The organism is Streptomyces sp. HUAS YS2 (assembly GCF_033343995.1).
Classification (GTDB): domain Bacteria; phylum Actinomycetota; class Actinomycetes; order Streptomycetales; family Streptomycetaceae; genus Streptomyces; species Streptomyces solicathayae.
This window is the reverse complement of record NZ_CP137573.1, coordinates 4,317,928-4,339,829: the sequence shown is the minus strand read 5'-3', so window position 1 is coordinate 4,339,829 and position 21,902 is coordinate 4,317,928. Positions and strand designations below refer to the sequence as shown.

23 protein-coding genes are annotated in these 21,902 nt (G+C 71.4%); 8 read left to right on the top strand and 15 right to left on the bottom strand.

What is annotated here, in order from left to right:
* Window positions 1-14 precede the first annotated feature (14 nt).
* The 4 genes from R2D22_RS20015 to R2D22_RS20000 form a co-directional block, all read right to left on the bottom strand.
* Window positions 15-587 (bottom strand): heme-binding beta-barrel domain-containing protein, encoded by a 573-nt coding sequence (locus R2D22_RS20015; RefSeq protein WP_318105449.1) that lies wholly within the window; start codon window positions 585-587, stop codon window positions 15-17.
* A 227-nt stretch (window positions 588-814) separates the two neighbouring features.
* Window positions 815-1,750: a hypothetical protein gene (locus R2D22_RS20010; protein WP_318105448.1), complete on the bottom strand. Its 936-nt coding sequence runs from the start codon at window positions 1,748-1,750 to the stop codon at window positions 815-817.
* The gene (locus R2D22_RS20005; protein WP_318105446.1) at window positions 1,747-2,535 is read right to left on the bottom strand and encodes a hypothetical protein; all 789 of its coding nucleotides are present in this window, start codon (window positions 2,533-2,535) and stop codon (window positions 1,747-1,749) included. The genes R2D22_RS20010 and R2D22_RS20005 overlap by 4 nt, the downstream gene beginning before the upstream one ends.
* A 20-nt stretch (window positions 2,536-2,555) precedes the next feature.
* A complete protein-coding gene (locus R2D22_RS20000; protein ID WP_318105444.1) occupies window positions 2,556-3,311 on the bottom strand; it encodes a hypothetical protein in 756 nt (251 codons plus the stop codon).
* A 187-nt stretch (window positions 3,312-3,498) separates the two neighbouring features.
* On the opposite strand from R2D22_RS20000, the gene R2D22_RS19995 reads away from it, so the two are divergent.
* A complete protein-coding gene (locus R2D22_RS19995) occupies window positions 3,499-3,861 on the top strand; it encodes a DsrE family protein (protein WP_318105441.1) in 363 nt (120 codons plus the stop codon).
* A gap of 55 nt (window positions 3,862-3,916) precedes the next feature.
* Here the strand turns inward: R2D22_RS19995 and R2D22_RS19990 are convergent, their stop codons facing one another.
* Window positions 3,917-4,900 (bottom strand): GlxA family transcriptional regulator, encoded by a 984-nt coding sequence (locus tag R2D22_RS19990; protein WP_318105438.1) that lies wholly within the window; start codon window positions 4,898-4,900, stop codon window positions 3,917-3,919.
* Window positions 4,901-5,014: 114 nt separating this feature from the next.
* Here R2D22_RS19990 and R2D22_RS19985 point away from each other — a divergent pair, with 114 nt between their 5' ends.
* Window positions 5,015-5,608 (top strand): MBL fold metallo-hydrolase, encoded by a 594-nt coding sequence (locus R2D22_RS19985; protein ID WP_318105437.1) that lies wholly within the window; start codon window positions 5,015-5,017, stop codon window positions 5,606-5,608.
* Between the two features lie 21 nt (window positions 5,609-5,629).
* Here R2D22_RS19985 and R2D22_RS19980 read toward each other — a convergent pair whose 3' ends face one another.
* The 8 genes from R2D22_RS19980 to R2D22_RS19945 form a co-directional block, all read right to left on the bottom strand.
* Window positions 5,630-5,899: a DUF3099 domain-containing protein gene (locus R2D22_RS19980; protein ID WP_318105436.1), complete on the bottom strand. Its 270-nt coding sequence runs from the start codon at window positions 5,897-5,899 to the stop codon at window positions 5,630-5,632.
* 53 nt (window positions 5,900-5,952) lie between these two features.
* Entirely contained in the window at window positions 5,953-7,704 is a 1,752-nt protein-coding gene (locus tag R2D22_RS19975) for a transposase (protein WP_318105433.1), read from the bottom strand.
* A gap of 216 nt (window positions 7,705-7,920) precedes the next feature.
* Window positions 7,921-8,211, bottom strand: coding sequence for a DUF1416 domain-containing protein (locus tag R2D22_RS19970; protein ID WP_318105430.1), 291 nt, complete (start codon window positions 8,209-8,211; stop codon window positions 7,921-7,923).
* A 32-nt stretch (window positions 8,212-8,243) separates the two neighbouring features.
* Complete coding sequence (locus R2D22_RS19965) at window positions 8,244-9,083, bottom strand: sulfurtransferase (protein ID WP_318105428.1); 840 nt, start codon at window positions 9,081-9,083, stop codon at window positions 8,244-8,246.
* A gap of 414 nt (window positions 9,084-9,497) precedes the next feature.
* Complete coding sequence (locus R2D22_RS19960) at window positions 9,498-10,193, bottom strand: LmeA family phospholipid-binding protein (RefSeq protein WP_318105426.1); 696 nt, start codon at window positions 10,191-10,193, stop codon at window positions 9,498-9,500.
* Between the two features lie 147 nt (window positions 10,194-10,340).
* Window positions 10,341-11,429 (bottom strand): hypothetical protein, encoded by a 1,089-nt coding sequence (locus tag R2D22_RS19955; RefSeq protein WP_318105424.1) that lies wholly within the window; start codon window positions 11,427-11,429, stop codon window positions 10,341-10,343.
* Between the two features lie 9 nt (window positions 11,430-11,438).
* Window positions 11,439-11,693: a MoaD/ThiS family protein gene (locus R2D22_RS19950; RefSeq protein ID WP_318105423.1), complete on the bottom strand. Its 255-nt coding sequence runs from the start codon at window positions 11,691-11,693 to the stop codon at window positions 11,439-11,441.
* A gap of 45 nt (window positions 11,694-11,738) precedes the next feature.
* A complete protein-coding gene (locus tag R2D22_RS19945; RefSeq protein ID WP_318105421.1) occupies window positions 11,739-12,539 on the bottom strand; it encodes an alpha/beta hydrolase family protein in 801 nt (266 codons plus the stop codon).
* Window positions 12,540-12,839: 300 nt separating this feature from the next.
* Between R2D22_RS19945 and R2D22_RS19940 the strand changes: the two genes are divergently transcribed.
* The 5 genes from R2D22_RS19940 to R2D22_RS19920 all read left to right on the top strand — a co-directional run bounded on the left by R2D22_RS19940 (window position 12,840) and on the right by R2D22_RS19920 (window position 18,030).
* Window positions 12,840-13,637 carry a winged helix-turn-helix transcriptional regulator gene (locus R2D22_RS19940; RefSeq protein WP_318105418.1) on the top strand — a complete coding sequence of 266 codons (798 nt, stop codon included), beginning with the start codon at window positions 12,840-12,842 and terminating at the stop codon, window positions 13,635-13,637.
* A gap of 24 nt (window positions 13,638-13,661) precedes the next feature.
* Window positions 13,662-14,684, top strand: coding sequence for a LacI family DNA-binding transcriptional regulator (locus R2D22_RS19935; protein ID WP_318105416.1), 1,023 nt, complete (start codon window positions 13,662-13,664; stop codon window positions 14,682-14,684).
* A gap of 162 nt (window positions 14,685-14,846) precedes the next feature.
* Window positions 14,847-15,830: a S1C family serine protease gene (locus tag R2D22_RS19930; protein ID WP_318105415.1), complete on the top strand. Its 984-nt coding sequence runs from the start codon at window positions 14,847-14,849 to the stop codon at window positions 15,828-15,830.
* Between the two features lie 44 nt (window positions 15,831-15,874).
* Window positions 15,875-16,600 (top strand): response regulator transcription factor, encoded by a 726-nt coding sequence (locus R2D22_RS19925; RefSeq protein ID WP_318105413.1) that lies wholly within the window; start codon window positions 15,875-15,877, stop codon window positions 16,598-16,600.
* On the top strand, window positions 16,597-18,030 hold the full coding sequence (locus tag R2D22_RS19920) for a sensor histidine kinase (RefSeq protein WP_318105410.1): 1,434 nt from the start codon (window positions 16,597-16,599) through the stop codon (window positions 18,028-18,030). Before R2D22_RS19925 ends, R2D22_RS19920 begins: the two co-directional genes overlap by 4 nt.
* Here the strand turns inward: R2D22_RS19920 and R2D22_RS19915 are convergent.
* The gene (locus R2D22_RS19915; RefSeq protein ID WP_318105408.1) at window positions 17,995-18,843 is read right to left on the bottom strand and encodes a phosphatidylinositol-specific phospholipase C; all 849 of its coding nucleotides are present in this window, start codon (window positions 18,841-18,843) and stop codon (window positions 17,995-17,997) included. The two genes, R2D22_RS19920 and R2D22_RS19915, sit on opposite strands and share 36 nt — an antisense overlap.
* A gap of 119 nt (window positions 18,844-18,962) precedes the next feature.
* Complete coding sequence (locus R2D22_RS19910) at window positions 18,963-20,792, bottom strand: bifunctional metallophosphatase/5'-nucleotidase (RefSeq protein WP_318105406.1); 1,830 nt, start codon at window positions 20,790-20,792, stop codon at window positions 18,963-18,965.
* Window positions 20,793-20,970: 178 nt separating this feature from the next.
* Here R2D22_RS19910 and mshD point away from each other — a divergent pair, with 178 nt between their 5' ends.
* Complete coding sequence (gene mshD / locus R2D22_RS19905) at window positions 20,971-21,897, top strand: mycothiol synthase (protein WP_318105403.1); 927 nt, start codon at window positions 20,971-20,973, stop codon at window positions 21,895-21,897.
* The last annotated feature ends 5 nt before the right edge of the window (window positions 21,898-21,902 follow it).

Below are 21,902 nucleotides of genomic sequence, written 5' to 3'. Positions count from 1 at the left end.
CGCCGAGAGCCTTCCTAACGGAAGAAGGCGATGCCGTCGTCCGGCATGTCGGGAAGGTTGCGCGCCATCTCCGCGACCTCCTCCGGCGTGACGACCTTCTTCAGGTGCGCCGACATGTAGGGGCGCAGTTCGACCTCGGGGGTGGCCTTCTCGCCCACCCACATCAGGTCGCTCTTCACGTAGCCGTAGAGCCGCTTGCCACCGCTGTACGGGTCGGCGCCCTGGGTGCGCGCGACGGCGTCGGTCACCAGGTCGATCTGCGGCTTCTTGTCGGCCAGCTCGCCGTACCAGATCTCGACGATGCCCTGGTCACGGACCATGACGACCTCGACCTTGCGGTCCTTGTCGATGCGCCAGTAGCCGCTCTCGCTCTCCAGCGGGCGGACCTTGTTGCCCTCGTTGTCCAGGACCCAGGAGTGCGAGTGGTACTCGATGAAGTCCCGGCCGTCGTGGCTGAACGTCACGGACTGCCCGAAGTTGCACTTCTCCGCGCCGGGGAAGTCGGCGACACCCGCGCCTTCCCACGTGCCGAGGAGGAACGCCAGCGGGACGAGGTCCGGGTTGAGGTCGGACGGAATCTCGATCATGGGGCTGCTCTCGCGATGTGTGGTGGTACGGGTCTCAGCGCTGGCCCTGGTACAGCTTCTTCACGGTCAGGCCGGCGAACGCGACAACGGCGACGCAGACCAGAGCGAGCAGAGTCTCGAAGAAGATGATCACTGAGTGCTCCTCGTGAGCGGTGAAGGCAGTAAAGGGCCGGACCCCAGCTTAGTGGGCAGGGGCCCGGCCCTCTCTGTGAGGTGGGTCTAGCGGGTCACCCCAGGAGCTGCGCCTGCAGGGCGACGGTCTGCTGGAACGGCACGGTCGCGACCCCGCCCTTGCGGGACAGCGTGACCACGCCGAGGGTGTCGCCGGCCTGGATCACCGACCAGCGGGTCTGCTCGGCGCCGTACGGCACGGTCTCGTCGTAGCCGTACGCGGAGACGTACGGGACCTTGACCTCGCTGGCCAGATCCTCCGTGTCCTCCCAGTTCTCCACCCCGGTGGGCAGCACCATGCTGCCCATCACGCCGGTCTTCAGCGCCTCGTCCCGGAAGTCCTCCGCGAAGGCGACCGAGTTGAAGCGGAGCAGGTGGACGCGGGTGACGGTGCCGTCCGGGGCGGTCCAGCCGCGCGCCGCGACGTGGCGCAGCGCGGTCTCGGCGACCTCGCGCTTCAGGCCCGGCAGGGCCTCCTTCGGGTACGTGGCGAAGAACTGGTCCGTGGTGACCCAGCCGCCGGTCAGCTTCGGGTCAGGCTTCGCACCGGCGGGCGCGGGGAGCAGCAGCGCCCGCAGGTCGGCGTGGTGGACCTCGCCGTCGTTGCCGTCGGTGAAGGGGCGCGGCACGCCGGCCGGGAGGGCGGGGAGGCTGAGCTTCGGGTAGTCCCAGCGGCCGTCGCTCTCGGTGGCGAGGCCGGGCACGTCGGTGCGCTCCATGGCGGTGATGCCCATGGCCGTACCGGCACCGAGACCGCCGCACACGAGGACGGCGGCGGTCCAGCGCAGCGCGGCCCGGAGGGCGCGGCGCGGGGGCTTGGGGGCGGGGACTTCGGCCACGGGGACCGGGACCGTGGCCGGTTCCGGGGCCGCCTCGGGGGCCGGGGCCGGGTTGGGGGCCGGGGCCGCCTCGGGGGACTCGGCCTGCGCCGGAACCGTGGCCTCGGTCTCGACCGCGTCCGTCACCTCGGTGGTGTCCGTCTGCTCGCTCATACGTACTCCCCCGGGGACTTGATGTGGTCGAGCTGCTTCTTCACCAGCGTCGCCACCGCGGACTTGTCGAACGGCTTCCCGCCCGAGGCGCTGACCGACACGAGGAACTCCGAGTCGTACGCGGAGCAGGTCATGCCCTCCAGCTGGTGCTGCTTCTCGTCCTTCTCGACGTCGGTGGGCGCCGGGATCAGGAAGCAGGCGGAGTTCTTGTGACCACCGATCTTCGGCCCCTTCTTCAGTTCGAGGAGCTCGGCGAGGTCGTTCCGCAACTCGTACATGTCGTGGATCCGGCGCTTGTCCTTCATCCGCGTGATGTGCACGGTCACGACGAGGTCGTTGTCCGCCGAGGCGAACGAACGGACGGCGATGCCCTTGATGCCGGCGCGGTCGACGCGCTTCTCGAACTCGCGGCGCTTCTTGCCGGCCAGGCCCTTGCCCTCCTCCTTGACGAGGGCCGCGGCCTGCTTGTCGTCGAGCTCGCCGTCGTTCCCGTACAGGTCGACGTCGGGCCCGAGTCGGTAGCCGTCCGGCACCGGCAGGAGCAGCTTGTTCAGCTCGGTGGTGGCCCTGCCCCGGGAGAACAGCTCGGCGGCCGGGTCCTTGTCGGCGGCGGTGGCGTCGGGCTTCTCCCACACCTGCGTGGGCGCGCTGCGGTCCGCGCCGGCGACGGTGATGCCGGTGTACGTCAGGCCGCCGCCGATCGCGCCGACGACGAGCACGGCGGGCAGGACGACGGTCAGCAGCGTGCGACCGCGCCGGGACGTGGTGGTCTCGGTGGTGGTCACAGCGGTGTTCTGGTCCTCGTTCACAGGCGCCCCAACTGCCTCTCGGCCACCGACTTGATGTCGTTCTTCGAGATCTTCTTCGTGTCGAAGACGAAGACCTCGGCCATGATGTCGCCGCGGTGGAAGTAGGCCCTGGCCTCGTAGAAGTCCAGGTAGCCGGCCTTCCGCCGGACCGGGAAGACGTAGTAGTGCCCGTTGGCCGAACCGGCCATCGCATCACCGCTGTTGCCGGCGTACTTCGTGTTCGGCATGTACTCCATCTGGTCCGCCGCGTGGTCGCGCGCGCCCATCACGTCGCTCGGGCGGTACTGCACGAGACGGATCTCGGTGATCCGGTGCTCGCCGGTGCGCCAGGAGGTGCTGGCGATCCGGCGGACCTTGTTGTCGAGCTGGTACTCGAGCTCGAACGACGGGCTGTTGAACTCCGCGGCGTACTGGGGCAGCGACACCCAGCCGTCCCCGAGCGTGAACTCCGGCGCCTTAGCGCCCGCCGGCTTCGGCAGCAGCAGCTTGCGCAGGTCGCCGTTGGTCCGGACGCTCCTGTCCTCGGCAGAGCTCAGCGGCACCGGCTGCTTCCCCTTCGGGAGCGGCTTCGGGTACGCGAGGTCGGGCTGGTTCAGCGCGGGCAGCGCGGTGGGCTCGCGGTCGGCCTGGATGCCGTACCCGACGGCCGTGCCGCCGACGATGCCGAGCACGGCCGCGACGGCGATGAGCAGCGCGGTGCGCCCCCGCTTCCGTGCGGCCGGCGAGGCGGGCGCCGCAGGCTCGGCAGGCATGGCCGGTGCGTCTGAAGTGGCCAGTGTGTCTGGTGTGACTTGCGAGTCTTGAGCTTTTTCCGGCGTTTCTTCGGTGTCCAAAAGGGGTCCCCCCACGAGACCTGAAGCGCGGATTCCGTTACCCGCGCACAAGGCTGACAACGTAGAGGCACCGGGGGTTGCCCCGCCGAGCATTACAGTTCGGCATATGGCGAAGAAGCTCGTGATCAAGGTGACCGCCGGGGCCGACGCCCCCGAACGCTGCTCCCAGGCCTTCACCGTGGCCGCCGTGGCCGTGGCCAGTGGGGTCGAGGTCTCGCTCTGGCTGACCGGCGAATCGTCGTGGTTCGCGGTCCCGGGCAAGGCGGCCGAGTTCGAACTCCCGCACGCCGCCCCGCTGCCGGACCTGATCGACTCGATCCTGGCGGGCGGCCGGATCACCCTCTGCACCCAGTGCGCGGCCCGCCGCGAACTCACCGAGAAGGACATCCTGGACGGCGTCCGCATCGCCGGCGCCCAGGTCTTCGTCCAGGAGGCCATGGCCGACGAGACCCAGGCCCTCGTCTACTAGTCCCGTCGGGCTCCGCTGGTCCCGTCGGGCTCCGCTGGTCCCGCGTTCGGCTCCGCTAGTCCCGTCGGGCCTCCGCCGCGACCTCGTCCGTCCTGGTGAACGTCCGGCGGTAGGTGCGGGGCGGCACCCCGCGGCGGCGCACGAACTGTTCGCGCAGGACCGCCGCGCTGCCGTACCCGACGAGACGGGCGATCTCCTCGACCCGGAGGTCCGTCGTCTCCAGAAGCTCCTCCGCCCGGCCGAGCCGCTGGCCGAGGACCCAGGCGTGCGGAGTGGTCCCGGTCGCGGCGGTGAACCGGCGGGCGAAGGAGCGGCGACTCATCAGGGCCCGGCGAGCCAGTTCGGCCACCGGCAGCGGTTCGTGGAGGTTCTCGCGGGCCCAGGCGAGGACGGCGCCCAGTCGTTCGTCCTCGCAGTCCTCGGGCACCGGGGCGGTGACGAACTGCGCCTGTCCGCCGTCGCGGTGCGGCGGCAGGACGAGGTCACGGGCGACCGCGTTCGCGGCCGCCGCGCCGTACTCGCGGCGCAGGAGATGCAGACAGAGGTCGAATCCCGCGGAGGCGCCCGCGCCCGTGAGGATCCGGCCCTCGTCGACGTACAGGGCGTCCCGCTCGACGGTGACCGACGGGTGGCGCTGCGCGAGCAGATCGGCGAACCGCCAGTGCGTGGTGGCCCGCAGCCCGTCGAGCAGACCGGCCGCGGCGAGCGCGAACGAGCCGACGCAGTGCGACCCGACGACCGCCCCGCGCGCGTGGGCGGCGCGGAGCGCATCGAGCACCGGGGCGGGCGGCGGAGTACGGAAGTCGGCCCAGGGGAGGACGAGTACGAGATCGGCGGAGGCGATCCGGTCGAGCCCGTGGGTGACGGCGAGCGGCACGCCGAGGTCGGTGGGGACCTGCCCCGGCCGGTCCGCGCAGAGCGCGAAGTCGAAGCGCGGGAGCCCCGCCGGCGGGGCGGCGAAGACCTCCGAGACGAGCCCTACGGCAAGCATGCCGACGCGGGGCGGGGCGTAGGCGGCTACGTCGAGGAACGGCGGCATGCGGGGGAGTGTGGCACGCGCCGGGCCCGGCGCGCGGAGGGTATGGCACAAAACCCGCGATGGGTGGCAGTGCGGCCACTCGTCGGCGCTCCTCCGCCGGGCGAAGCTGAGGACATGACCGACCAGCCGCGCGGAAACACCGCCACCTTCACCGTCCTGACCACCGGTTACACCCTCTCCACGGGCCCGGGCGTCGCCGCCACCGTCTCGTACGTGACCGACGGGGACCGCCATGTGATCGTCGACCCCGGCATGGTGGCGAGCCGCGACCGGATCCTCGGCCCGCTGGCCGAACTGGGCCTGGGGCCGGACGACATCACCGATGTCGTGCTCAGCCACCACCACCCCGACAACACCATGAACGTCGGCCTGTTCGGCCGGGCGCGCGTCCACGACCACAAGGCCGAGTACCTGAACGACCAGTGGACCGACCGGGACGCCGAGGGCCATGAACTGACTCCGTCCCTGCGGCTGATCCGCACGCCGGGCCACAGCCCCGAGGACATCACCCTCCTCGCCGGCACGGCCGAGGGCGTCGTCGCCTTCGTCGGCGATCTCTGGTGGCGCCCGGACGGCCCGGCCGAGGACCCGGTGGCCCCCGACCGCGACCAGCTCCGCACCTCGCGCCTGCGGGTCCTGAAGTCGTCCGACGTGATCGTCCCCGGCCACGGCGGGCCGTTCCCGGCCGGCGACGAGGCGGTGCTCTAGGCCCCTCCCGCACCCGGAGGGCTACTGGTCCTGATCCCGGCGCTTCTTGCCGTCGAGCTCGTCCCACCACGCGTCGGACTGCGGGTCGCCCGACGGATCGTCCCACCAGCGGTCCTCGGGCCCCCGCCGGTTCGCCACCATCGCGGCGACCGGCGGAATGAGCATGGCGACCACGCACATCCCGATCGCCACGGGCATCGACCACAGGCGCACCACGGCCCAGGCCCCGACGAAGAGCACCAGGCAGAGGCCCATCATCCAGAAGTAGACACGCCGTCGCCGTGCGTACATACCTCCAGCGTATGCCCGACCCCCACCCCCGGGCAGACCGAAGGGCCGTGCCTCTAGTCCTGGTGATGGCGTCCAATAGTCCTGGTGATGGCGTCCAACCGTCCCTGACCGCCGACAGCCGGAACGGCATCGGCGGGCTGCCCCGAACGGTCCTGGGCAGCCTGGACCGCTGTCGGCGTCCGTCGGCGTGGCGCATCCCGTGCGCCGTCCTCCGGACGATCGACGGTCCTCGGTGCGCGGAGGGAAACGGGCCTCGTGTGGTGCGCGGGCGGGCGATGGGTCTCCGTACCAGTCCGGCGGCGCGCCTCCAAGCGCACTCGCCCGACCGATTCCGTCTGCCTGCGGGATACGGACTTCTCTGCCCTACGCCGCGCGCCCAGCCCCTGGCCGCGCCTCCCGATCACGACGGCCGAAGCCTCGTGCCGGGACGTCTTCACTCGTGTCGTCGTCGTACTCCGCTGCCAGTGCTGCGCGCCCCACCGACTGGAGTACGCGGGATCCACCACGATCACCGCAAGGCCCGCCCGATGCGCCATCACCACCAGCCGCGACATGAAGTCCGCGTACGGCATACCAGCCACCAGCGCCCGAAAGCGCCGCCCTGACCGCCTCGACCAACCACATCGCTCGCGACCGATGTCGAATGCGAGGTCCTCGACCACCAGGGCCGTAGCTCCTGACGCCTTGGCAGCCCGGATCAGCCTGCTGCAGGCGTGCCTCACCTGCGCATCACGGTGGGACGCCCGTCCCCCGTAGTCGACATCGATGCGGTCGGGCCGCCCCACCGGGTTTCCGTGCACGTCCAGACGCCAGACCGCGAGGTGGTCCACGTTCTGGTCGATGCCCAGCACGCCACCGGCCAGCGCCGCGGTCATCAACGCCTCGTCGTCCCTGCCCGCCGGCAGGGCGGCTTCCGCCGGGGTGAACGACGCAGTCAGATAGCAGCGGCCCCCGTCGAACCGGACGGTGTAGCCGACGGCCCGATGCGCCTCGACCTGCGCACGCCACTCCTCGGTGCGGTACGCGAAACGGCAACGCGCGTCCAAGGTGTAGCGGCCGAAGCGGTCGCAGTGCTCCCGATGACGCTCCGCGAGCATCGCCGGCAACTTGACCACGACGACGCCGTCGGGATCGACTCTGAGGGACTGGTTTCCGTAGGTCTTCCCGGCCTCGCCGTCCGCCTCGATCCGGTTCCGCGCTTCCCACCAGCGGTCCCGCCACGTCTCCAACGACCGCTCCGACCGGCCCAGATGCAGGCGATGACGCAGGAGGTCCTTGCCCCCGCGGACCACATGCACCCGCCCCGCCGCCGCATCGACGCCAACCCGGGCGGCTCGCGCCCGAAGGCACTGGAGGCGCTGCTGTTTGGCCGCCCGGACGCGCCGCGTCGGATAGCCCTTGATCCTCGTGGACCCGTCACGCTCACCGACCGGAACGGCCAGCCGCCGCTCGATCGTCTCGATCTCGGCGACAAGGCTCTTCAGGTGAGCCGCCTGCGCTCGCCTGGCCAGCTGCCACTGGTCGTTCGAACCGCGCGTGATCGTGCCCGCCCACCGGGAAGAGGTGAGGGCCGTCAACTCGCGCTTGCGCCGCGCGAAATCAGCGGCGTTGTGTCGGGTACCCAGAGCTACCCGCTCGGCAAGGTCGCGGGACGCGAGTCGGGACAGGTACTCGGCCAGTTCGCGAAGGACCAAGGCGTCGCGGTCCGACAACCGCAGCCTGGTCCGGACCGTGAGCGCCCCCGTGGGGGCAACCAGGCGCGGAGGACTGAGCACCCGTAGTCCGGATGCGGAACGCTCGACCATGCCCCACCCCCGATCACCTGCCCGTCGAACGTGTCAACGAGCCAGGCGCGCGAAGGTCACACGGTCGGCCGAATCATCGGACCGGAAACGGCACGAAGGACCGCACAGGAAGCGTCCAACCCCCAGAAGTGCGGCCCTTCGGCCAGTAGGTGAGGCTTCACGCCGCGCCGGGCTCCGAGGGACGGAGTCCGGCGCAGCCGCTCGAAGCCTTGAGAATCACACCGCGATGGCGACGTCCGTCAGGCTGCCCGTCTCGGTGACGACGACCTTGCGGTCGGCCTGGGCGCCGGGGATGAGGGCGCGCAGGGTCCACTCGCCGGCGGCCGCGTAGAAGCGGAACTGGCCGGTGGCCGAGGTGGGGACCTCGGCGGTGAACTCGCCCGAGCCGTCGAGGAGGCGCACGTAACCGGTGACGGGCTCGCCGTCCTTGGTCACCTGGCCCTGGATGGCCGTCTCACCGGGCTTGAGGGTGCTGACGTCGGGGCCGCCGACCTGGGCTCCACACATGTTCTTCGTCCTGTCCTGGGGGAGGGGAGGGGTTACTTGTTGGCGCCGAGCTCGATCGGCACGCCGACGAGGGAGCCGTACTCGGTCCACGAGCCGTCGTAGTTCTTGACGTTCTCGACACCCAGCAGCTCGTGCAGGACGAACCAGGTCAGGGCCGAACGCTCACCGATGCGGCAGTAGGCGATGGTGTCCTTCGCCAGGTCGACCTGCTCGTCCTCGTAGAGGGCCTTGAGCTCGTCGTCCGACTTGAAGGTGCCGTCGTCGTTGGCGTTCTTCGACCACGGGATGTTGCGGGCGCTCGGCACGTGGCCGGGGCGCTGCGACTGCTCCTGCGGGAGGTGCGCCGGGGCGAGCAGCTTGCCGGAGAACTCGTCGGGCGAGCGGACGTCGACCAGGTTCTGGGCGCCGATCGCGGCCACGACGTCGTCGCGGAAGGCGCGGATCGAGGCGTCCTGTGCCTTGGCCTTGTACTCGGTGGCCGGGCGGGTCGGCACCTCGGCGACGAGGTCGCGGGAGTCGAGCTCCCACTTCTTGCGGCCGCCGTCGAGGAGCTTCACGTCCTGGTGACCGTAGAGCTTGAAGTACCAGTAGGCGTACGAGGCGAACCAGTTGTTGTTGCCGCCGTAGAGGACGACCGTGGTGTCGTTCGCGATGCCCTTCGCGGAGAGGAGCTTCTCGAAGCCCTCCTGGTCGATGAAGTCGCGGCGGACCGGGTCCTGCAGGTCCTTCGTCCAGTCGATCCGGATGGCGTTGCGGATGTGGTTCTTCTCGTACGCCGAGGTGTCCTCGTCGACCTCGACGACGGCGACCTGCGGGTTGTCGAGGTTGGCCTCGACCCAGTCGGCGTCTACCAGGACGTCGGTGCGAGCCATGCTTGTTCTCCTCCGGGGCAGTGTGCGGCGGGTGTCGTGCAGGGGATGGTGCGGGTACGCGTCATCGCGTGCGTACGGCTACACGGGGTGGGCGACCCCGACCCGGACGGTCGGAGAGCCTGAGGAATACGGGATTCGGACGTCCCGCTCAGACGGAGCGACAGAGCATGGCGGCGATGCGGCACAGGTCTACTGCCCGCCGCTTCGTGAGATCCGCCTGTCGCTTCATGCCACCGATCGTAGGGACGGACAGGCGGCCATGTCACCGGTGTGTCGTATTTTGAGACGCGATCGTCCACAAAGTGGGACGCGATCCCCCCGGCGCGGCCCGCCGCCCGACTCGGGGCCCGCTGTCCCGGTTCCGCATCTGCGGATCGGACAGCGTCGTCTCAGCATGTGACCCGCATGGGCGTTTCAGCCCGTCAACGCCACATTCGTGCCGGTCACGGCGATCGCCACGCCGTCCGCGCGGGCCTCGATGCGCTCCAGCTTCATCCCCGCCGGCAGGTCTCCGATGCTCCGCTCGAAGTCCGTACGGGACCGGACCAGGTCCTCCAGGCCGGGGATGCCCTCCCCCGGCACCTCGTCGGCGCGCACCCGGATGGTGTTCCCGTCGACGAGGGTCACGGTGGACACGACGCTCCGCGTCACCGTCCGGCCGATCAGCGGGAGCTTGAAGCTGCCGGTGACCTTCACCTTGCCGTTGCCGCCGTACGCCACGGACACGTTGCTGTCCGCGGCCTTGGTCAGGTCCCCGTACGAGACGAGCGCGGTGCCGGTCAGGCTGCGCGCCTTCCCGCCGGCCCAGTCGCCGTCCACGGTGACGTCGTGCAGCGCCACCGACAGCTCGCTGATCCGGATCTTCCGCTTGCCGGCCTGGGTCTCCATGCCGGTGACGACGACGTCGACCTGGTCGAAGCGCCGGTCGGCGACCTGGGTGAGGAACGGGAAGCCCTTGATGTCCACCTCGGTCGAGCCCGCCCGGACCGGCCCGAGCATCACCCGGTCGGCCGCCTCGGACTCCACGTACGCGACCGCGAGCCGGTCGGCGCCGACCAGTGCCCCGATCAGCAGTACGGCGACGATCAACACAACCCGCAGTGCTCGCACGGCCCGCAGTCCCCCGTTCGTCCCTCACGACTTACACGGCTCACACGGCCCACACGACCCAAAAGCCTCGGCCCCCTGACATGTTCATCGACGTGTCAGGGGGCCGGATGGTTCCGAGGGGCGGGCCCGACGTGCCGGGCCGCCCGGTCAGGCCAGGGCGCGTCCCAGCAGGTAGACGGCGGGAGCGGCGGCCGTCAGGGGCAGCGCGACGCCCGCGGTCATGTGCACGAAGCGGGACGGGTAGTCGTACGCGGCGACCCGCAGACCGATCAGCGCGCACATCCCCGCGCCCAGCCCGAGCCCCGCGCCCGCGGCGCCGAAGCCGGTGAACCCGCCGGCCGCGATGCCGGCGCCCGCGGCGGCGAGCAGTGCCACGACGACGGAGACCGGGGTGGGCAGCGGCAGGGCGCGTGCGACGGTCGCGACGGCGACGGCGAGCCCGCCGACGACGACCGCGTCCGGGTCCGCGCCGAGGTGTCCGGCGGCCAGGATCGTCAGGGCGGCGGAGGCGACGGTGGCCATCAGGCCGTACATCCGCTCGTCCGGGTCCGCGTGGCTGCGCAGCTGGAGGACGAGGGTGAGCAGCACCCAGACGCCGAGCGTGCCGATGATCGCGGCGGGGGCGTTGTCCCGGCCGGCCGCGAGCAGCGCGGCGTCGGCGGCCAGACCGCCGGCGAAGGCGAGCGCGATGCCCTGCCGGGCCGGCCACATGCCGTTGAGCCGGAACCAGCCGGCGGCGGTGACGGCCTGGAGCAGGACCAGCGGCACGAGCAGCGCGTACGGGCCGAGCGCGGCGCCGCCGGCGAGCAGGACGCCGAGGACGGCGGTGAGTCCGGCGGGCTGGATGCCCGGGTCGATGATCGGCGAGCGGCCCTCGGCGCGGGCGCGCTGGGCGTCGGTGATCCGGGTGTTGCCGGAGGTGGTGGGCGCGGAGTACGCGGGACCCGGCTCGGCGCCGGAGGGCGCGGGCGAGGCCGGCGCGGCGGCCGGCTCCTGGTACGCGACGGGGGCCTCAGGCGGCAGCGGTGCGGCGGGCTGCTGCGGGAGGTAGGCGGTCTCGTCGGCCGCCGGGGCGACGGTGGGCTGGTACTGGGTGTCCCAGGTCTGGCCCTGCCAGGTCTGGGTCGTCCCCGGGTCCTGGTACTGCGGCTGGTGCTGCGGGTACGACTGCCCCGGCTGCTGGCCGTACGGGTCGTACGGCTGCTCGCCGTACCCGTACTGCTGGTCACTGCTCATGTCTCCGGTTCACCCTCCTGCGAACGGCGGGAGCACCTCGACCGTGCCGCCCTCGGCCAGCCGTACGGTCTCATGCGGGCGGGTCCCCACGGGGTCCCCGTCGACCAGGAACGAGCACCGCATCAGGACGCGGACCAGCTCGCCCGGATGCGCGGCCCGCGCCGCGTCCAGCGCCTCGGCCAGGGTCTCGGCGGCGTACGGCTCCTCGGCGACACCGGCGGCGGACTTGGCCGCGGCCCAGTAGCGGATGGTTCCCGCTGCCATAGCGGCGCTCCCTTCGTTCGTGTGCGCGCCGCCCCCCATGATGGTCTATCGGCGGGTGAGCCAGTCGCCCAGCCGGACGAGGAGGTCCTCGGCCGCCGCGTTCTCCGCGTGGCCCATCCCCCGCTCCAGCCACAGTTCGGCCGGCCGGCCCGCGCGCTCTGCGGCCTCGGCGAGCATGAGCGGGTGATCGAGGGGGAAGTACGGGTCGCGGTCGCCGTGCACGATCAGCAGCGGTGTCGGCGCGATCAGCGGGACCGCCTCGACCGGGGAGAGCGGTACGGGGTCCCACTCCTCGTGGTGGATCCGGGTGCCGAGGCCGTAGCGGCCGACGAGCCGCCCGACCGGGCGGGTGATCACCCAGTGGACGCGTCGCATGGGCGGCGTCCCCCGGTAGTACCAGCGCGCCGGGGCGCTCACGGCAGCAACCGCGTCGGTGTGTGCTTCCGTGCGCCCCCTGTGCAGTGCGGCGTGTCGCAGGACGACGGATCCGCCCATCGAGAAGCCGACCGTGACGACGCGCTCGTGGCCCAGCTCACGCGCCCAGCGCACCGCCGCGGCCAGGTCGAGGACCTCCCGGTCGCCGACCGTGGACCGGCCGCCGGAGCGGCCGTGGCCGCGGAAGGAGAACGTGACCACCGCCGCGTCCCGCGTCAGGACCTCGGCGACGCGGCGCACCGCCGGACGGTCCACCGAGCCGGTGAAGCCGTGGGCGACCACGATGGCGGTCGGCGCGGAATCGGTGACACTTGCCGTACACGGCTCGTAAACCGCCTCGATCCGGACACCGTCGTCCGTCGTGAGGGTGGCGCGCCGAGGGCCATAAGTGATCGAGGAAACATCCACCATGTGAAATCGACCCTCTGCCTCGGAACTCTTCTGGGCTATTCTGCTTGGCGAGAGGATCCGGGCAGCGAAGCCCCCGGGTCCTTTTGTGTTTTGCCGCCGTTGTTACGAGCAGGTGAACGAAAGCTCTCAGGGCGCGGGAGCAGTGAGTGAGAACGAAGCAGTGCCGAAAACGCCTCGCAGGGACCGAGGAGGAACCGACGTGATGGGCGAGCCAACCGTGCACGACCGACGACGACCGAAGACGACCCAGGCAGGCAGGACGCCCCGGACAGGCGGGGCGATCGAGACAGGGGGCGCGCGATGAGTTCTCTGCTGCTCCTGACCAACGCCCTCCAGCCGTCGACGGAGGTGCTCCCCGCCCTCGGCCTGCTGCTGCACAACGTGCGGGTGGCCCCCGCCGAGGGCCCGGCGCTCGTGGACACCCCGGGCGCCGACGTGATCCTGGTCGACGGCCGGCGCGACCTCCCGCAGGTCCGCTCGCTCTGCCAGCTGCTCCGCTCCACCGGCCCGGGCTGCCCGCTGGTGCTCGTCGTCACGGAGGGCGGCCTGGCGGCCGTCACCGCCGACTGGGGCATCGACGACGTGCTGCTCGACACGGCGGGCCCCGCGGAGGTCGAGGCGCGGCTGCGGCTGGCCATGGGCCGCCAGCAGATCGTGTCCGACGACTCCCCGATGGAGATCCGCAACGGCGACCTGTCGGTCGACGAGGCGACGTACAGCGCGAAGCTGAAGGGCCGGGTCCTGGACCTGACCTTCAAGGAGTTCGAGCTGCTGAAGTACCTCGCCCAGCACCCCGGCCGGGTCTTCACCCGCGCCCAGCTCCTTCAGGAGGTCTGGGGGTACGACTACTTCGGCGGCACCCGGACGGTCGACGTCCACGTACGGCGTCTGCGGGCCAAGCTCGGCCCCGAGCACGAGTCGCTGATCGGCACCGTCCGCAACGTCGGTTACCGGTTCGTAGCCCCTGAGAAGGTGGAGCGCGCGGCGGAGGAGGCACGGGCCAAGGAGGGCGCGCGGGTCAAGGAAGCCACGCGTGACCTCACCCCTTCGGAGGACAGGGACGTGGTGGAAGCCACAGCCCGACCTGCCAAGAGGTAGGTCCCCCCGCGTAGACTTCCGCGCGTGGCCAAGGTGACGCGGGACGACGTGGCGCGACTGGCGGGTACTTCGACCGCAGTCGTGAGCTACGTCATCAACAACGGACCCCGGCCGGTCGCCCCGGCCACGCGCGAGCGTGTCCTCGCCGCCATCAAGGAGCTGGGCTACCGGCCCGACCGCGTCGCGCAGGCCATGGCCTCGCGGCGCACGGACCTCATAGGCATGATCGTGCCGGACGCCCGGCAGCCGTTCTTCGCTGAGATGGCGCACGCGGTCGAACGGGCCGCCGCCGACCGCGGAAAGATGGTGCTGGTCGGCAACTCCGACTACCGCGACGACCGCGAGGTGCACTACCTGCGGGCCTTCCTCGGCATGCGGGTCGCCGGACTGATCCTGGTCAGCCAGGGCCCCAGCGAGCGCGCCGCGCAGGAGATCGAGGCCTGGGACGCCCGTGTGGTGCTGCTGCACGAGCGGCCCGAGGCGATCGACGACGTGGCCGTCGTGACCGACGACATCGGCGGCGCGCAGCTCGCCACCCGGCATCTGATCGAGCACGGGCACGCGAGCGTGGCCTGTCTCGGTGGCGTCCCGGACACCCCTTCGGTCGGCGACCCGGTCGCCGACCACGTCGAGGGCTGGCGGCGCGCGATGCAGGAGGCCGGCCGGCCGACGGACGGGCTGCTCTTCGAGGCCCCGTACAACCGCTACGACGCGTACCGGGTGGGTCTGAAGATCCTCTCCGGTCCGGACCGGCCGTCGGCGATCTTCTGCTCCACCGACGACCAGGCGATCGGCGTGCTGCGCGCGGCCCGCGAGCTGCGCATCGACGTGCCGGGCGAGCTGGCGGTCGCGGGCTTCGACGACGTGAAGGAGGCGGCGCTCACCGATCCGCCGCTGACCACGATCTCCTCGGACCGTCCGGCGATGGCCCGGGCGGCGGTGGACCTGGTCCTGGACGACTCGCTGCGGGTGGCGGGGTCGCGCCGGGAGCGCGTGAAGCAGTTCCCGTCGGCGCTGGTGCTCCGCCGCTCCTGCGGCTGCGAGTAGCGGCCGCGGCCGACCGGCGGCGGCCGAAGCGGGCCCCTCTTCGTCGAAGCGGGCCCCGTCCTCGGAGGCGGGCCCCGTCTTTATTTGGTGCATACACGCTTCTGTCGGGCTTCTCAGCCCTTTCTCAGACAGTTCTCATGCACGGCTCCGAAAGTCGTTGCCATGACGGACTACCCCCAGCAGCCCCAGCAGCCGTACTACCCGCCGCAGCCGCCACAGCCGCCGTACCAGCCGGGTCCTGCCCACGCCTCCCCCGCCCCGCGCCGGGCCAAGCGGGGCGTCGGTCTCATGGCCGCCGTGGCCATCGCCGCGGCGGCGATCGGCGGCGGCACAGCGACCCTGGTCCAGCAGTACACCGCCGACCCGGTCGCGGCCGGCTCCAGCGGGGTCAGCGGCACCAACGTCGTGGCGAGCAACAAGGGCACCGTCGCCGGCGTGGCCGAGGCGGTGTCCCCCTCCATCGTGGAGATCTCCGCGAGCGGCACCGCGGGCAAGTCCACCGGCTCCGGCGTGATCATCACGTCCGACGGCGAGATCGTCACCAACAACCACGTCGTCTCCGGTGCCTCCGAGATCACCGTGCAGCTGAGCGACGGCAAGAGGTACCGGGCCACGGTCGTCGGCACCGACCCCGACAAGGACCTCGCGCTGATCAAGCTCCAGGGCGCGTCCGGGCTGAAGGCCGCCACCCTCGGCGACTCGTCCAAGGTGAAGGTGGGCGAGGAGGTCGTGGCGATCGGCTCCCCCGAGGGCCTGACCGGCACCGTCACCAGCGGCATCGTCTCCGCCCTGGACCGCGACGTGACGGTGGCGAAGGACGAGGGCCGGGACCAGCAGCAACAGCAGCCGCAGTACGACCCGCGGCAGGGCTGGCCGTTCGAGTTCGGCGGGCAGGAGTTCAACGGCGACACCGGTGATTCCAAGACCACGTACAAAGCGATCCAGACCGACGCCTCCCTCAACCCGGGGAATTCCGGCGGCGCGCTGATCAATATGAACGGGGAGATCATCGGGATCAATTCCGCCATGTATTCGCCGAGTTCCTCGAACGGCTCCACGGCCGGCAGCGTCGGCCTCGGCTTCGCGATCCCGATCGACACCGTGAAGGGCGATCTCGACGCGCTCCGCTCGGGCGGCGACAACTGAACGCGTCCGGGCCGGACGCCGATCCGGCGTGCGAGTCTTGGCCCATGACAGGTCCGGAGAACGAAGGCGACCGCATCCTCATCGTCGACGACGAGCCCGCGGTCCGCGAGGCGCTGCGCCGCAGTCTCGCCTTCGAGGGGTACGGCACCGAGGAGGCCGTCGACGGCCTCGACGCCCTCGCGAAGATCGAGTCGTACGCCCCCGACCTCGTCGTCCTCGACGTGCAGATGCCGCGGATGGACGGGCTGACCGCGGCCCGGCGCATCCGGGCCTCCGGCGCGACCCTGCCGATCCTGATGCTGACCGCCCGCGACACAGTCGGCGACCGGGTCACCGGCCTGGACGCGGGCGCGGACGACTACCTGGTGAAGCCGTTCGAGCTGGACGAGCTGTTCGCCAGGATCCGGGCGTTGCTGCGGCGCAGCTCGTACGTGCGCGCCACGGCGGCGCAGCCGGAGGGCCACGTGCTCTCCCTGGCCGACCTGCGGATGGACCTGGCGACCCGCGAGGTGACCCGGGGCGGCCGGCCGGTGGAGCTGACCCGCACCGAGTTCACGCTCCTGGAGATGTTCCTGGCGCACCCGCGGCAGGTGCTGACCCGGGAGCAGATCCTGAAGGCCGTGTGGGGCTTCGACTTCGAGCCCAGCTCGAACTCCCTGGACGTGTACGTGATGTATCTGCGGCGCAAGACGGAGGCCGGCGGCGAGCCGCGCCTGGTGCACACGGTGCGCGGCGTCGGCTACGTGCTGCGGGCCGGCGGCGAGGCGTGACCGGGCGGCTGCTCCGACGGTTCCGGGGGCTGCCGCTGCGCTCCCGTCTCGCGCTGCTGACGGCGACGGCGGTGGCGGTCGCGGTCGCGGCGGTGTCGGCGGCGTGCTGGTTCGTGACGCGGGCGCAGCTGGAGTCGGAGCGGGACCAGTCGCTGCAGGACTTCCGGCTGCCCGAGAGGCACCTCAACGATTACGTGCTGAGCTGCGCGAGCGGCAGCCAGGACGCTCCGGTCCCGGCGGGCGTCCGGGACACCGTGCAGATCGTTCTGACCACCGGGAAGTCCTGTTCGTTCGGCGCCTCGCCGATCCCGGTCCGGGTGGCGGATCTGGCGGTGGCTCGCGGCGACCTCGGGTCCGCCCTGCGCACGGAGCGGGCGGAGAACGGCCAGGAGATGCGGGTCCACACGTACCAGGCGGTGATCGGGCAAGGCACGGTGGGCGTGCAGGTCGCGCGGCCGACGTCCGAGATCGACAACTCCATGGCCACCCTCGCCTGGGTGCTGCTGCTGGTCTCCGGCATCGGGGTGATCGGGGCCGGGGCGGCCGGGCTGTGGGTGGCGCGGGCCGGGCTGACGCCGGTGGACCGGCTGACCGAGGCGGTCGAGCACGTGGCCGCGACCGAGGACCTGACGGTGCGGATCCCGGTCGAGGGCGAGGACGAGGTGGCGCGGCTGTCGCGCTCGTTCAACGCGATGACGGCGGCGCTCGCGTCGTCCCGGGACCGGCAGGCGCAGCTGATCGCGGACGCGGGCCACGAACTGCGCACTCCCCTGACGTCCCTCCGCACCAACATCGAGCTGCTGGCGCGGAGCGAGGAGACGGGCCGCGCTCTGCCGCCGGACGACCGGCGGGCGCTGATGGCGTCGGTGAAGGCGCAGATGACGGAGCTTGCGGCGCTGATCGGCGACCTGCAGGAGCTGGCCCGGCCGGACGCGGTGGCCCCGGGGCCGCTGGAGGTGGTGGCGCTGCACGAGATCCTGCGGTCGGCGCTGGACCGGGCGCGGCTGCGGGGGCCCGAGCTGACCTTCGTCACGGAGCTCGCGCCCTGGTACGTACGGGCGGAGCCGGCCGGGCTCGAGCGGGCGCTGGTGAACGTGCTGGACAACGCGGTGAAGTTCTCGCCGCCGGGCGGCACGGTGGAGGTCACCCTGTCGGACGGCGGCGTGCTGACGGTACGGGACCACGGGCCGGGCATCCCGGCCGACGAACTCCCGCACGTCTTCGACCGTTTCTGGCGCTCCCCGTCGGCGCGCAGCCTGCCGGGGTCGGGCCTGGGCCTGTCGATCGTGGCCCGTACGGTCCATCAGGCGGGCGGCACGGTGACGCTGGCCGCGGCGGAGGGCGGCGGCACCGCGGCGGTGGTCCGCCTCCCGGGGGCCGCGGCGCCGCCTCCGTCAGTTGTGGGCGATGAGCGAGGCGACCAGGCCTGAGCGGGTGTTCGGGAAGTCCATGGGGACGATGCCGAGGCCCTTCCAGGAGCGGGCCGTGCCGTCCAGAAAGGCGTGGACGCGCGGGTTGAGGCTGTCGGAGTTCCAGCGCGGCGGCAGATAGGCCGACGTGCTGACGAAGTTGATGTACATCCGGCCCGGCTGCTCGACGGCCTTGCGGAAGTGGGCCTCGATCTTGGGGTACTTGGCGTCCGGCAGTGCGTTCCAGTCGTCCTGGATGTCGAACGCGCCGCCGTACCAGCGCACGCCGGGCAACCCGCCGTTGTCGGCGATGAGGACGACCTTGCCGCGGGCCTGGCCCAGGGCGGGGAGCGTGTCGCCGATCTGGAACAGGGGACGCCAGCCGCGGTTGTCGAGGTAGTCGTCGAAGATCGCGCCGAAGGTGGCGTCGGAGTCCGACGAGTACTCCTGCTTGACCCGCATGAGGACGGTCTCGGAGGGGTGGGCGGCCAGGAAGTCGCGGCAGGCCACGAGGACGTCGCCGAACATCATGTTCTGGTACGAGGAGCCGTGGTGGATGGCGAAGGAGCCGCCGGTGACCCGGCAGCGCACGTCGAGGAACCGGATCCCCGAGGCGAGCTGCTGCGCGATCGTCGTGTTCTGGCACTCGGACCAGAGTCCGCCGTAGCGGGCGCCGGAGTCGTGGGTGCCGGGGATGGTGAGCTTCTGGAGCGGGGTGGGGTCGCCGTGGCCGGCCATCCAGTCCTGGGTGGTGACCGCCCGCGCGGAGGGGGCCCCGATCAGGAGGGTGGCACCGGCTGCCGCGGCGCCCGCGAGAAAGCTTCGTCGGTCCATGTGCCGGAGTATGACGCGTACGCGACAACGAATGCCAGAGTCGCGCGTACCCGAAAGTAACGTACGGGAAAGGGGCGGCGGTCCGTCGAAACGGTCCGCCGCCCCTCTTCGGATCCGGGTTACTTGACGATCGTGATCCGGTCCGTCGCCGGCGGGGCCAGCGGGGTGGTCGCCGAGGAGTGGGCGCCCAGGTAAGCGGTGAACAGGTCCAGGTCGGAGGCGCCGACCAGCTTGTTCTTGTGGTCCTTCAGGACGGCGAAGCCGTCGCCGCCGCCCGCCAGGAACTCGTTCATCGCGACGCGGTAGGTCTTCGACGGGTCGATCGCCTCACCGTTCAGCTTCACCGAGTCGACGACGATCCGGTCCGCGCCGGTCTTGGTCAGGTCCAGCGTGTACGTGAAGCCCTTCGAGACCTGGAGGATCTTCGGGGCGGCCTGGTTCGCGCCGCTGACCTGCTGCTGCAGGGCGGTGATCAGCTGGGCGCCGGTCAGGTCGACCGCGGTCATCATGTTGGTGAACGGCTGCACCGTGTAGGCCTCGCCGTAGGTCACCACGCCGTCGCCCTCACCACCGGACTGCGCGTACGTCAGAGGCGCGCGGACACCGCCCGGGTTCATCAGCGCGAGCTGGGCGCCGCCCTTGTCGGCCGGGGCCATGCCCTCGAGCTGCGCGTCGGCGATCAGGTTGCCGAGCGGCCTCTCGATGCCGACGGCCGGGTCCTTGGGGTCGGGCAGCGGGTTCTCGATACTGGCGGAGATGTGGCCCACCGGACGGTTCGAGATCGGCGCGGCCAGCGCCTTGAAGCGGCCGATCAGGTCCGTCATGTCCTTCGCCGGGGCCACGTCACGGGTGACGACGTGGTTCGCCGAGGCGACGGCGGTGCGGACGATGTCCTTCGAACGACGGTCGTAGGTCAGCGTCGTGTCCGTGTACAGCCGGCCGAACGACGCCGCCGACGTGACCGTGCGCGGCTTGCCCGACGGGTCCGGGATCGTGCACGCGTACGCCTGGTGGGTGTGGCCGGTGACCAGCGCGTCGACCTGCGGGGTCACGTTCTTCGCGATGTCGACGATCGGGCCGGAGATGCCGGCCCCGGCGCCCGGGGTGTCGCAGTCGTAGTTGTACGCGCCCGAGGCCGGCATGCCGCCCTCGTGGAGCAGCGCGACGATCGACTTCACGCCCTTGCGCTCGAGGATCTTGGCGTACTTGTTGATCGTCTCGACCTCGTCGCCGAACTTCAGGCCCTTGATGCCCTCCGCCGACACGATGTTCGCCGTGCCCTCCAGGGTGACGCCGATGAAGCCGATCTTGACGCCGTCGCGCTCCCACACGAAGTACGGGTCCAGCATCGGACGGCCCGACTTCTCGTCCGTCACGTTGGCCGCGAGGTACGGGAAGTTCGCCCCCTGGAAGGTCTTGCCCTCCTCGAAGCAGCCCTCGACCGGGTGACAGCCGCCGTTCTGCATCCGGGCCAGCTCGCGCGCGCCCTCGTCGAACTCGTGGTTGCCCACGGAGCTGACGTCGAGCTTCAGCTTGTTCAGCGCCTCGACGGTCGGCTCGTCGTGGAACAGGCCGGACACCAGCGGCGAGGCGCCGATCATGTCGCCCGCGGCCGCTGTGACGGAGTACGGGTGGCCCTGGCGGGCCTGCCGCAGGTGCGTGGCCAGGTACTCGGCGCCGCCGACGCCCTCGACGGTCTTGGTGGTGCCGTCCGGGTTGAGCTGCGTGAGGCGGCCCGACGAGCCGGTCGGCGGCTCCAGGTTGCCGTGCAGGTCGTTGAAGGACAGCAGCTGGACGTCGACGTAACGCCCCTGGCCGTAGCCGCCCCCGCCGCTGGTCTGCGCGGCCCCGGCGGGCAGCGCCGCGACGAGCGCGCCGACCGTGGCGATCCCCGCCCCGGCGGCCAGTATCCGCCGTGCCGCTGTGGACTTCTTCCGATTCGTGGACATGCTCTCCCCTTTAGGCCCCCGCGCCCCTTGTGCGGCGTCGCTCGACTCCTGGCCTGCCGGTGCAGCCTAGAGTCAACGCGCGTAGCGCAACAGGGGGGAGCGGGTTACGAGCCGGTTGCCATTGACCCCCCGGACGGCTTCTCCGACTTGCGCGGCCACCCGCCGTAGGCTCGTACTCATGACGATTGACTCGACTCCGGCTCTGGAGCCCGGACGGCAGATCCACACCCTCGACGAGCTCTCCCCCGAGCAGGTCGACCAGGTCCTCGAGCTGCTCGCGGAGGCGGACCGCGTCGACGGCATGCACGCCGTCTCCGAGCAGGGACGGCTGTACCTCCGGCACGGCAGGCGTGAGGGCATCCGTCATTTCCTGCTCACCGTCGGCCCCGAACTGCGCGGATACGCCCAGTTGGAGGACACCGACCCGATCGAGGCGCCGGCCGCCGAGCTCGTCGTGCACCCGAGCCACCGGGGCCGCGGGCACGGCCGGGCGCTCGGCAGCGCGCTGCTCGCCGCTTCCGGCAAACGGCTGCGGGTGTGGGCGCACGGCGGCAAGTCCGCCGCCCGCCACCTGGCCCAGGTGCTCGGACTGACGCTGTTCCGTGAACTGCGCCAGATGCGCCGCCCGTTGAACCCGCTCGACATCCCCGAGCCGGTGCTCCCCGAGGGCGTCACGATCCGCACCTTCGTCCCCGGCCAGGACGACACGGCCTGGCTCGCGGTCAACGCGGCGGCCTTCTCCCACCACCCCGAACAGGGCTCGCTCACCCAGCGCGACCTGGACGACCGGACGGCCGAGCCGTGGTTCGACCCGAAGGGCTTCTTCCTCGCCGAGAAGGACGGCCGGCTCGTCGGCTTCCACTGGACGAAGACGCACGCCGAGGAGCAGCTCGGCGAGGTGTACGTGGTCGGCATCCTTCCGGAGGCGCAGGGCGGCGGGCTCGGCAAGGCGCTGACGGCGATCGGGCTGCGACACCTGGCGGCGCAGGGCCTGCCGACGGCGATGCTGTACGTGGACGCGGACAACACGGCGGCCGTGACGGTGTACGAGCGGCTCGGCTTCGCCACGCACGAGGTGGACCTGATGTACCGCACGGAGTCGTAGCAGCC